Origin of the sequence: Psychrobacter sp. Ps2, assembly GCF_022129405.1 — a bacterium.
GTDB lineage: Bacteria > Pseudomonadota > Gammaproteobacteria > Pseudomonadales > Moraxellaceae > Psychrobacter.
The window spans coordinates 1-11,819 of sequence record NZ_JADQAM010000011.1 but is presented as its reverse complement, the minus strand read 5'-3'; the positions used below and the strand labels follow the sequence as shown (position 1 = coordinate 11,819).

The 11,819-nt window shown below is 42.2% G+C and carries 8 protein-coding genes; 2 read left to right on the top strand and 6 right to left on the bottom strand.

The window, feature by feature from the left end:
* Positions 1 to 279: 279 nt before the first annotated feature.
* From fusA to I3254_RS00455, 4 genes are all read right to left on the bottom strand, one after another.
* Positions 280 to 2,406 carry an elongation factor G gene (gene fusA, locus I3254_RS00470; protein WP_101205359.1) on the bottom strand — a complete coding sequence of 709 codons (2,127 nt, stop codon included), beginning with the start codon at positions 2,404 to 2,406 and terminating at the stop codon, positions 280 to 282.
* Between the two features lie 343 nt (positions 2,407 to 2,749).
* Positions 2,750 to 3,223, bottom strand: coding sequence for a 30S ribosomal protein S7 (rpsG, locus tag I3254_RS00465; protein WP_057761735.1), 474 nt, complete (start codon positions 3,221 to 3,223; stop codon positions 2,750 to 2,752).
* A gap of 218 nt (positions 3,224 to 3,441) precedes the next feature.
* The gene (gene rpsL / locus I3254_RS00460) at positions 3,442 to 3,816 is read right to left on the bottom strand and encodes a 30S ribosomal protein S12 (RefSeq protein WP_011281154.1); all 375 of its coding nucleotides are present in this window, start codon (positions 3,814 to 3,816) and stop codon (positions 3,442 to 3,444) included.
* 412 nt (positions 3,817 to 4,228) lie between these two features.
* On the bottom strand, positions 4,229 to 5,350 hold the full coding sequence (locus tag I3254_RS00455; RefSeq protein WP_238050464.1) for an EcsC family protein: 1,122 nt from the start codon (positions 5,348 to 5,350) through the stop codon (positions 4,229 to 4,231).
* Positions 5,351 to 5,834: 484 nt separating this feature from the next.
* Between I3254_RS00455 and I3254_RS00450 the strand changes: the two genes are divergently transcribed.
* Entirely contained in the window at positions 5,835 to 7,070 is a 1,236-nt protein-coding gene (locus I3254_RS00450) for a beta-ketoacyl-ACP synthase II (RefSeq protein WP_201605983.1), read from the top strand.
* A gap of 3 nt (positions 7,071 to 7,073) precedes the next feature.
* Complete coding sequence (locus I3254_RS00445; RefSeq protein ID WP_238050462.1) at positions 7,074 to 8,807, top strand: anthranilate synthase component I family protein; 1,734 nt, start codon at positions 7,074 to 7,076, stop codon at positions 8,805 to 8,807.
* Positions 8,808 to 8,962: 155 nt separating this feature from the next.
* Here the strand turns inward: I3254_RS00445 and hisC are convergent, their stop codons facing one another.
* Together hisC and hisD are read right to left on the bottom strand one after the other, a co-directional pair.
* Complete coding sequence (gene hisC / locus I3254_RS00440) at positions 8,963 to 10,096, bottom strand: histidinol-phosphate transaminase (protein WP_238050460.1); 1,134 nt, start codon at positions 10,094 to 10,096, stop codon at positions 8,963 to 8,965.
* A gap of 74 nt (positions 10,097 to 10,170) precedes the next feature.
* Entirely contained in the window at positions 10,171 to 11,466 is a 1,296-nt protein-coding gene (gene hisD, locus I3254_RS00435) for a histidinol dehydrogenase (protein WP_238050458.1), read from the bottom strand.
* Positions 11,467 to 11,819: the final 353 nt, after the last annotated feature.

Sequence of the window (11,819 nt, the reverse complement as noted above, 5' to 3'; positions counted from 1 at the left end):
CCGATTGTACCGACGTTGACGTGTGGCTTGTTACGTTCAAACTTGGCCTTTGCCATGGGTATTTCCTCTTTTTTTGGGGTTCAAGACTTAACTCATATAAATATGATTATTAAGACGATTTTGACCACATTAAGATAATTGTTAAAAGGTTGCACATACTAATGTGCAGATATTATAAGAAAATCGCGGCCAATAACAAGTCTTTTAACAAGTTATTGGCGTATTCTTTAGTGACAATACACAGACATACTCTATATTGTCACTTTCAGTAAGTTTTATTTACTCGTCATCATCTTTAGAGTTGAACTTAGAGATGATTTCAGCAGCAACTGATTTTGGAATTTCAGCGTACTTTTGGAATTCCATTGAGTAAGTTGCACGGCCTTGTGACATAGAGCGCATTTGAGTGGCATAACCAAACATTTCCGCTAATGGTACTTCAGCACGAATCTGTTTAGTACCACCAGGTAGATCTTCCATACCCTGTACCAAACCACGACGACGGTTAAGATCGCCCATGATGTCGCCCATGTAGTCTTCAGGTGTTTCAACTTCTACTTTCATTACTGGCTCAAGTAGCGCTGGATCAGCTGCTAAGAAACCTTTTCTGAAGGCCATAGAACCAGCCATCTTAAATGACAATTCATCAGAGTCAACGTCATGATAAGAACCATCATACAAGGTCGCTTTTACGCCAACTACTGGGTAGCCTGCAAGTACGCCGTTTTTCATGCGCTCTTGGATACCTTTGTCAACAGCACCGTGGAATTCTTTTGGTACAGTACCACCAACAACTTCTTCAGCGAATTCATATTCAGTGTCGCCAGCTGGATCAAGTGGCTCAAGACGTAACCAAACGTGACCAAACTTACCACGACCACCTGTTTGACGTACGAATTTGCCTTCTTGTTCAACAGTGTTACGAATCGTCTCACGATAAGCAACCTGAGGTGCGCCGATGTTTGCTTCAACGTTGAATTCACGCTTCATACGGTCAACAAGAATCTCTAGATGTAGCTCACCCATACCACTGATGATCGTCTGACCAGATTCTTCGTCAGTGTGTACACGGAACGATGGATCTTCTTTTGCCAAACGGCCAAGAGCGATTGACATTTTTTCTTGGTCAGCTTTAGTCTTTGGCTCAACAGCTAGAGAAATAACTGGATCTGGGAATTCCATACGCTCAAGAGTGATCACGTTGTCTTCATCACATAGCGTATCACCAGTAGTCACATCTTTCATGCCGACTAGAGCTGCGATATCACCAGTACGAATCTCTGCAAGCTCTTCTTGAGAGTTTGCCATCATCTGTACGATACGGCCAACACGCTCACGCTTCATCTTAACTGGGTTATAAACACTGCTACCCTGCTTCATTACACCAGAATAAACACGTACGAAGGTTAAGTTACCAACAAATTTGTCATTCATGATTTTGAACGCTAGTGCTGAGAAAGGTGCTTCATCTGATGCTTCACGGCTGCCTTCGCTTTCGTCTTTGTCATCAAGAATACCTTTAATAGCAGGTACGTCGATTGGTGCAGGTAGATACTGAATAACGGCATCTAGCATCTTCTGTACACCTTTGTTCTTAAAGGCAGTACCACAAAGAAGCGGAATGATTTCGTTATCGATAGTTAACTGACGAATAGCACCGTGAATTTGTTCTACAGTCAACTCACCGTTTTCTAGGTATTCGTTCATCAACTCTTCGTTGGCTTCAGCAGCATTTTCTACAAGGTGCTCGCGGTATTCTGCTGCTTTTTCTTGTAGTTCAGTTGGGATTTCGCGCTCATCATATTGCATACCTTGAGACGCTTCGTCCCAATAGATAGCTTTCATGGTCACTAGATCAACAACGCCTTCGAAGTCATCTTCTTTACCGATTGGGATAACCAATGGTACAGGGTTACCGCCTAAGCGAGTTTTGATCTGTTCGATAACACGATAGAAATCAGCACCAACACGATCCATTTTGTTTACAAATGCAAGACGTGGTACTTTATATTTGTTCGCCTGACGCCATACGGTCTCAGACTGTGGCTGAACGCCGCCTACTGCACAGTAAACCATGCAAGCGCCATCAAGTACACGCATAGAACGTTCAACTTCGATCGTGAAGTCAACGTGACCTGGGGTATCGATGATGTTGATACGGTGTTCGTCAAACTGTTTAGCCATACCTGACCAAAAACAAGTTGTTGCCGCTGAGGTAATAGTAATACCACGCTCTTGTTCTTGCTCCATCCAGTCCATAGTGGCTGCGCCATCATGTACTTCGCCAATTTTGTGGCTAACACCGGTATAGAATAAAACACGCTCTGTAGTGGTTGTCTTACCAGCATCGATGTGCGCTGAGATACCAATATTGCGATAGCGTTTTAGGGGAGTTTTACGAGCCATAGTGTTTTCCTAGGAAAAGTCGTGTATATAATAATGTATTGTGTCTCTACCTCATACTCTATGACAAAGCGTTCAGCTTCGTAATATTACTTACTGATTATTGAGCCTAATACGGACAAAAAAAGAGCAAATACTAAGAATAGTGCGGCATCAAATTTGGGATGCTCTCCAGCAAAAACTGTATTTGTTAAGAGAGACATCTGGATAGATGTCCGCCACCTCAGTCATCAATAAATAACATTTATATATGACCGAATGATGATGGCGGCAATCAATAGAATAAACAACAATGTAAGATTAGATGGCATGAGCCTCTAATCTCAAGCTACTATTAAAAAGTAGCTTAGAAACGGTAATGAGAGAATGCTTTGTTAGCATCTGCCATGCGGTGAACTTCGTCACGCTTTTTCATAGCAGCGCCTTTGCCATCAGCAGCATCATTCAATTCGCCAGCTAAACGCAAAGCCATTGATTTTTCAGAACGCTTAGCAGCAGCTTCAGCTAACCAACGCATAGCCAATGCAGTACGACGGGAGGGGCGTACTTCCATTGGTACTTGATAGGTTGCACCGCCAACGCGGCGAGCTTTTACTTCTACCATTGGGCGTACATTTTCTAGCACTTCTTCGAAGAAAGATACTGGATCTTCAACTTTACGCTTCTCACTTACTGTCTCAAGTGCACCGTAAACGATACGCTCAGCAGTAGATTTTTTACCATCACTCATTACATGGTTGATGAATTTTGCAACAGTTTGGCTACCAAACTTAGGATCCGGTAGGATCTCACGGGCAGCAACGACGCGACGTCTTGGCATAATAAATTTCCTTATCTTCAGGAGTGTCTAACATTCACAACATCGACTACTTATCATTAGGATATAGCAGTGAGTTATCAGTTAGCCTTACTGCATGGTGGTATGTTTTAAGAGCACATCACAGATATATATTTATATAAAAGTGATATTACTACTGACACCAAACCCATGCACAGTTATTGGGTAGTGCAAAAAGCTTATCTAATAACGTTTAGTTATTAAACTTTAGGCTTCTTAGCACCGTACTTAGAGCGACCTTGCTTACGGTCTTTAACGCCTGCGCAATCTAATGCACCGCGAACAGTGTGATAACGTACACCTGGTAGATCTTTTACACGACCACCACGGATTAGAACAACACTGTGCTCTTGTAGGTTATGACCTTCGCCACCGATGTAGCTTGATACTTCATAGCCTGAAGTCAAACGTACACGACATACTTTACGCATGGCAGAGTTAGGTTTTTTTGGCGTGGTAGTATATACACGAGTACATACACCGCGACGCTGTGGGCACGCTTCCAACGCAGGAACTTTTGACTTTTCCTTGATGGTTTTGCGACCTTTACGAATCAATTGGTTAGTTGTTGCCATAAGGCATCCTTCTCCCGTTTGGTATAAAACAAAAAAATGGGCCAATGCACCATCTATCTGACAATAATTGCAGATTTCGGGGGCACCCATTTTTAGGACAGTGTATTATAAAGAGTTGTTGCTGCTATTTCAACCACTTATGAATGGTTTCGCTTTACAACATTTGATAGATATGCATTCAGCCTCTCATTGTATCACTTTATAGATTTTTCGCCGAAAAATAGCGTAATAAATAAAGCAAACAAAGCGAGCTCAAGCATCATTAAGAAAAGATGTTTAACATTGAAATGGTACTTGATAGTAACTAAGTGGTGGTATTTATCCTAATTTTCAAGTCATGTTGCTCAATCAAACTAAGATAAATATCATCGTACTTATAAATATATAACCCAACTAGCAAATAATATGTTTATTACTTGGCTTTTTTATCAGACGTTTGCTTGTCTGCGTCTTTTTTACTGCTAGTTTCTTCTTTACTAGCTTCTTCTTTATCAGTGACTTTTTCTGAATCACTGCTTTTTTCTTTGCGCTCTGTGTCTTTTTTCGCCTCATTAGTATCAGCCTTTTCTACTTTAGCCTCACTGCTGCTGTCATCAGTAATAGCACGATTGGCCAATTTTGCTTCTGGTGCAAAGGTCGCTTGAGCAACGCCAATCACTTCGTCAATCAATTGGCTGTTATAGTGCATGCCAATCGCTACTGCAGTGACAGGAATGAAGCGACGAACCCATGATAAGTTGATCTGATCTAAATCAATACCTACTTGACTAGCGACTTTGTCTATTTGCGCAGCATAGAAATTTACATTTTTATTTTTCAGACCGAGATTTTTAAGTTCACCATGTAGTCCATTGCTCTGAGCATTATCGAGCAAACCTTTGCCAATACCTAGACCAGCTAGTAGCGCTTGTTTTTCTTGCATTTTGCTCAAGTCAGCGTTTGATAGTAGTTCGTACGCCATCTTGACGCCTTGCTTACCTGTCAGCGGTTTATTATATACAGCAGCAATCTGATAAACCGTACGTAATGAAACCAGTAATAGCCATAATGTATCAGCGAGCAAACCTGGTAGACCTGCCAAACCTGTCAAACCACCCATCATTGCAAGCGCGCGGTTTTGATTAGCGATATCAGTAGCTAACGCATAACGCTCTTCGTCATCTAAAGTAGCAATATTGGCAAAGCGATGTTCATTAGGTAAGTCGAGTTGGCTCCAGTTGGCAGCGAGGTTGGCTACTTGGGCAAATGCGCCATCAACTGTCGATTGAAAAAAGCTGTTCGGTACGACTTTCTTGGCGTATTTGCCATAAGTAGCAAAGCGTGGTCCTAATAGTTGCTGCGTCGCCTTTAGCGTTTGCTCACGAAACAAATCTTGTTGGTAGTCTTCATCGCCTAGGTCTACAGCTTTGTATTGACGCGGCTTGCCTGTTTTGGCATTTACACTGTCAATCATAGCCCCTACGCGCTCTAGGTTGTTTCGAGTAAAAGATCCAATAGTATTGATGCTTTTAGAAAGAGTACTACGCTTTGCCATCGTGATGTCCTTAATATGATGAGTTGGTTTTTAATATAGTTGTATTTTAATATGATAGTTAATTATTAATAATGAATCTATTATTTTAGCCAGTTATCGTAAGTGGTGTCAGTGCGAACAATGTTATTAGAATCACAAATTTTGTATCTAAAGTATAATTCCGTCCATAGCCAGTAGCTAGGCTTACTTCTCATTTTTTCATTCAGTATTGAATCATAAGCGTTATTTTGTCGTTATTTTGCACTTGCGCAAAGATTTCGAAAGCTTGATACGTTATCATGTGCCATAATTCACAGTACACTTGTACTTTATTTACAGATTACCATTTATAGATCATCGATCTTGCTATGATTTATATAATGGCGATAAAGTACGACGGCACTTAACATTGATTGATATAACCAATATTTGGTTAATAGTACCAATATTTAAAAACGATTATTGAAAGCAATTCTCAAGGATTGTTACTCATAAGGAATAGAATATGCGTCGCGTAGTTATTACTGGAGCAGGGATTGTCTCTTGTATCGGACATGATTTAGACACTGTCACCACTGCCCTCAAAGAGGGTCAGTCTGGCATCACATTTAATGATTCTTATGCTGAGCACGAGTTTAAATCACACGTGAGCGGTAGTATCAATCAATCAGAACTGGATACCAGTGGTATCGATCGTAAGCTTAAACGGTTCTTTAGTGACGCTAGCTTATACGCTTATGTTAGTGCATTAAATGCGATTGAGCACTCAGGACTATCGCTTGATACCATCAATAACAACCCACGAGTGGGTGTAGTGGCAAGTTCGGGCGGCGCATCAACAGAAAATATCGTCAATGCTATCGATGCTATGCGCGAAAAAGGTCTACGCGGTGTCGGCGCAATGGCAGTACCAAAGACAATGGGCAGCTCAGTATCAGCTGCTTTAGCAACTGGTCTAAAAATCCAAGGCGTCTCCTACTCTCTCGCCTCTGCTTGTGCGACTTCGACACACTGTATCGGTCATGCTGCTGAGCTTATCCAATTGGGTAAAGCCGATGTGATATTGGCTGGTGGTAGTGAAGCTGAGCATTGGACGCAGTCTTGTATGTTTGATGCTATGGGCGCAGTTAGTACTCAGTATAACGACACACCAAAACTTGCCTCAAGAGCCTATGACAAAGACCGTGACGGTTTTGTGATTGCTGCTGGTGGCGCGATGGTGGTTGTAGAGAGTCTGGAACATGCTCAAGCACGCGGCGCTAATATTTTGGCTGAAATCGTTGGCTATGGTGCCAGCTCTGATGGTGCAGAAATGGTTGCGCCAAGCGGTGAAGGTGCTGTTCGCTGTATGCAACAAGCCTTAACTGAAGCGGGTCTAGAAAGTGTCGATTACATCAACAGCCATGGTACTAGTACACCGTTAGGCGATATTACTGAGCTTAAAGCGATTGCTAAAGTATTTGATAATGACATCAGTAAAGTACCTGCTATCAGCTCAACCAAATCAATGACAGGTCATAGCTTGGGTGCTGTTGGTGCACAAGAGCTGATTTATTGTCTACTGATGCTACAGGACGGCTTTATCGCTCCAAGTATCAATGTTGACAACTTAGATCCTGCTGCTGAAGGTTTCGATATCGTCACCGAAATGCGTGAAGCAAATCTTGAAACTTTGATGAGTAATAGCTTTGGCTTTGGTGGTACTAACGCTACACTAATTATCAAAAAGTTTGACGCTTAACCCATGCTTGTATCAAATCACAATACAACTGAGCAGACAGATTCTGCGCCATCGCCAGCTAGCAAACCTAGCTGGCGTTTTGGTGATTTGTCTGCTGCAGAGCTGATGCCGCAGCTACAGCGTCACTTGCTCGCTCAAGATATTAGAGCAAACTGGCAACTTATTTGGCTTAATAATAATGGTCGACCCGTGATTGGTTTACTCCCAAAAGTCAGTTGGTCTCTATATCCCAATGATGAGCAAGATTCTAATGATTTACACAATATTTACAAGGTGATTAAGAGTTTTCGTAGTACTGGCGTGCGTCGCGATACCGATGTAAATAGCGATGATCATAGTTATGCTGGCACGACAGCTTATATGAGCTATCTAGAGTGGCAAGAAGAGCTAATCGCTTATAGTAAGGCTCAAGAAGTTAATCACGACACCTCATATATCAATAACGAAGAAAGACCGAAACCCAGTTATTATCATGGGCTAATCGGTTTTATTGGTTATGATATTGCGGCCCATGAGCTAAGCCCTGCCGATAGGATTGAATTGGCAATGCAGCCGTGTGCTTCGTTGGGACATTATGATATTTATCTAACACCTACGGCACATACTGATACAGGTTGGGCGTTAAAGACTCATCTAACTAACGATGACACTTCTGAGAGTATTGGTCATCAGACAAACGATAATTTTATAACGACTCTTACCTCTTACCTAGACGAACTGGATCGAAAACTGTCTGATAAATATCTCAATAAACCACAGTTTAAAGATGCATCAAGCATCACTCCCCTAGTTTTAAGTCCGCGATGGAGTAAGCTTGATTATCAACAAGCATTTAATCGCACACAAGACTATCTACAGCAAGGCGACTGCTATCAAATAAACCTGACACAGAAATGGTCTGGCAGTTTAGCGTGTAAAAATAACGATGTTCAATCAGCCTTTTCGCTTATTGACTATTTGCCTGCGCTATATCGCAATACAAAAGCGCCTTTTGCAGGATATGTGAGCGTTAAGGGCAATGATGGTGATTATCTAAATAGAAGCAACAGCTTTAACGCAGACAGCAATCATTTTGAATTGCTAAGCTGCTCACCTGAGTTGTTTTTCACATTCACTAGAGAGGTCGACACTGGCAAACACTCTATTCGCACAAAGCCTATCAAGGGAACGATGCCGCGAGGTACTACTGACGAGCAAGATGATCTGTATAAGCAGCAACTGGTCAATAGCGAAAAAGACCGTGCCGAAAATGTCATGATTGTAGATTTACTGCGTAATGATTTGGGCAAATACGCCAAAATTGGCACTGTGAAAGTACCACAGTTATTTGCAATTGAGAGCTTTAGCAACGTGCATCATATGGTGAGTACCATTACCGCTGAGCTAAAAACTGATACTCATCCATTGGCTGTATTGTTTGGTAGTCTGCCTGCTGGCTCTATCACTGGTACACCAAAAAAACGCGCTGTCGAGATCATCGCTGAACTGGAATCTATGCCACGCGGTGCCTATTGTGGCACTATGGGTTATATGAATTTTGATGGTAGTGGTCAATGGAACGTGCTCATTCGTACATTGCAAGCCAGTACTTCGTCAGATAATAGCCTTAATGAAGAAAGACACGTTAATCTATGGGCAGGTGGCGGTATTACGGTCGCGTCCGATTGTGATGCTGAATACCAAGAATGCTTAGATAAAGTAGGTAATTTATTATCAGTACTTGCTCAAAAAACCTAAGATAGCGAACTCAAATATTATTGCTAATTTGAAATTAAAAAAGCCTGCCAACGTTACGTTAGCAGGCTTTATTTTTAAGACTTATCGATAGTGGTGCGCGTTCTGAATAAAGAGACGTACCTATCAACATTCTATATTAAGCTATCAATATAATTTTATTCAGCAACAACGCTAGCATCGACTTGCAAAGCTTTTAGCGCATCAATCAAACGCTCGTTCTGCTCTGCCGTACCGATAGTAATACGCAAGTACTCTGCAATACGCGGCTTATCAAAATGGCGAACAATAATACCCTGCTCGCGTAACGCACTCGCAACAGCGCTAGCATTGCCATCTTTTGGACGAGCGAATATGAAGTTGGCATGTGACGGTAGGACCTTGTAACCCAATGTCGTCAACTCTGCTGTTAGCGACGTACGTAAATCAATGACTTGCTGACGGGTCTGCTCAAAGTATTCAGTATCTAACACACTCGCAGTCGCCCCAGCCTGAGCCAACTTATCCAATGGATAACTATTAAAGCTGTTTTTCATACGTGTTAGTGCTTCAATCAACGATGCATTACCAAAAGCCATACCAACGCGCAATCCAGCAAGCGAGCGTGATTTTGAAAAGGTTTGGGTCACGATAACGTTATCACACTCATTGATTAGGCTAACTGCTGAGACTGGCAGGTCTGCATTGCTTTCATCTATCTGAGCAAAATCGATATACGCTTCGTCAATAACAATGACCGCATTAGAATGCTCACTCGCAAGTTTACGAATATCAGCAAGTGATAATAGCAAGCCCGTTGGCGCATTAGGGTTGGCGATGATAATACCGCTACAAGGCTGACGATAAGCATCAGGGTCAATGCTAAAGTCTTCTTCTAGAGGAATCTGTACAAGCTCTACACCGAACGTCTGTGCATATACTGGATAAAAACTGTAACCAATATCAGGTGATAGCAGCGGACGCTCTTTTAAAAAGAAGCTAGCAAAGACTAACGCCAAGACTTCATCTGAACCATTACCAACGAATACTTGATTGATATCAAGGTTGTATGACTGTGCTAATGCAGCACGTAGGTCATTAGATTCAGGAGCAGGATACAAACGTAACTCATCAGCTTGCTGTTCCAAGACCTTGGCAATAGCCTCCCCTACTTTTGGCGAGGGTGGAAACGGGTTTTCATTGGTATTTAGTTTGCATAGATTGTCGTGTTGCGGCTGCTCACCTGGAACATAAGGTGACAAGTTGCGTGCTTTAGACGACCACAGTCTGGTGTCTATCTTTGACTCACTCATAAATTATCCTACTATTAGCCAAAAAGACTATTAAAAATAAATATCAAAAGTAAAAGCTAAAAATTCAAAATCAATTACTGATAACGATAACGAGCTGAACGCGCATGGGCTTCTAAGTCCTCACGCTGCGCTAAAATATCAGCTGTCTCAGCCAAAGGCTTACTACCAGATTCACTGCAATAAATAATGGATGATTTCTTTTGAAAATCGTAAACACCTAACGGCGAAGAAAAGCGAGCAGTGCCTGATGTTGGCAGTACATGGTTCGGTCCTGCACAGTAATCCCCAATAGCTTCGGGCGTATGACGGCCCATAAAGATAGCGCCGGCATGACGAATATCGTTTAATAGTGCGTCAGGATTATCAACAGATAACTCTAAATGCTCAGGAGCAATACGATTGATAAGCGCCATACCTTGGCTACGATCTTTTACTAAAATCAGTGCACCGCGGTTCTGCAATGAGTCACGCGCGATATCTGCTTTTGGCAGCTCAGCTAGCGCTTTTTCTATCTCAAGTGCGACTTCGTTGAGCTGCTCTTCGCTAGTCGTCACAAAGATAGCTTGTGCAATACGGTCATGCTCAGCTTGAGACAATAGATCCATCGCTAGCCAATCAGCTCGATCTTGCGCTTCACCCTCTGCATATACCAATACTTCTGAAGGTCCAGCAATCATATCGATACCAACTTGACCAAATACTGCGCGTTTGGCTGCGGCGACATATTTGTTGCCTGGTCCTGTGATTTTGTCCACGGCTGGAATCGTCTCAGTACCGTAAGCTAAAGCTGCTACTGCTTGAGCGCCACCAATAGTGAAGACGCGATCGACTTGGGCCAGATGGGCCGCTGCCAATACTAACGGATTGAGCACACCTTTAGGCGCTGGTACGACCATGATAACTTCAGTGACGCCAGCCACCTTAGCAGGAATGGCGTTCATCAATACTGAAGAAGGATAAGAGGCCAAACCACCCGGCACATAAATCCCAACGCGATCAAGTGGCGTGACTTTTTGACCCAATCGGTTGCCTAACTTATCCTCATACTGCCATGTTTCTTGTACTTGACGCTCATGGAATGTCTGCACTCGAGTCGCTGCTGTAGTCAGAGCTGTCTTTACTTTTTCATCAAGATTGGCAAACGCTTCAGCAAGCGCTTCTTTAGACAGCTCTAACTCTTGCATCGACGTTGCTGGATGCTGATCAAACTGCTGAGTCAATGCCAATACAACGCTATCACCATCAGTACGTACTTGCGCGATGATATCATCGACGGTATGTAATAATTTAGCATCATTGACTGTTTCAAAGGCAAGCAACTGTGTCAATTGACTATCAAAATCGGCATCTTGGGTACTTAACTGGCGCATGACCTAATCCTATATCTGAGCGTAAAGTAGTGCTAAAAATGAACGGTTTGGAACTGAGTAAAGTAGGTTTATCTTTCAAAATATTGTGACTTATTCGATGACTTCTTATTTGAATTTTACGATGTTTTTATGTTTTCGCAAGCTAAGACAACAAAACCAGTTTAGCACGCTACGTCACTCATAGCCTGCTAAACTGGTTTAAAAATTTGTATAACCGTGCTTTATATTACCAATGACTTGCACTGGGTAATTAGCCATTGGCGATACTATTTTTAAGGGGCTGTAGTAGATAAGCACTATGCTAGACTACTTTTATGAAGATAACCCGTTGTAAACTAAGTAAAAAAGCACAG

Coding starts and splice junctions, on each gene's coding strand:
- fusA (WP_101205359.1), bottom strand. CDS start 2,406: ATGGCTCGTAAAACTCCCCTAAAACGCTATCGCAATATTGGTATCTCA.
- rpsG (WP_057761735.1), bottom strand. CDS start 3,223: ATGCCAAGACGTCGCGTCGTTGCTGCCCGTGAGATCCTACCGGATCCT.
- rpsL (WP_011281154.1), bottom strand. CDS start 3,816: ATGGCAACAACTAACCAATTGATTCGTAAAGGTCGCAAAACCATCAAG.
- I3254_RS00455 (WP_238050464.1), bottom strand. CDS start 5,350: ATGGCAAAGCGTAGTACTCTTTCTAAAAGCATCAATACTATTGGATCT.
- I3254_RS00450 (WP_201605983.1), top strand. CDS start 5,835: ATGCGTCGCGTAGTTATTACTGGAGCAGGGATTGTCTCTTGTATCGGA.
- I3254_RS00445 (WP_238050462.1), top strand. CDS start 7,074: ATGCTTGTATCAAATCACAATACAACTGAGCAGACAGATTCTGCGCCA.
- hisC (WP_238050460.1), bottom strand. CDS start 10,096: ATGAGTGAGTCAAAGATAGACACCAGACTGTGGTCGTCTAAAGCACGC.
- hisD (WP_238050458.1), bottom strand. CDS start 11,466: ATGCGCCAGTTAAGTACCCAAGATGCCGATTTTGATAGTCAATTGACA.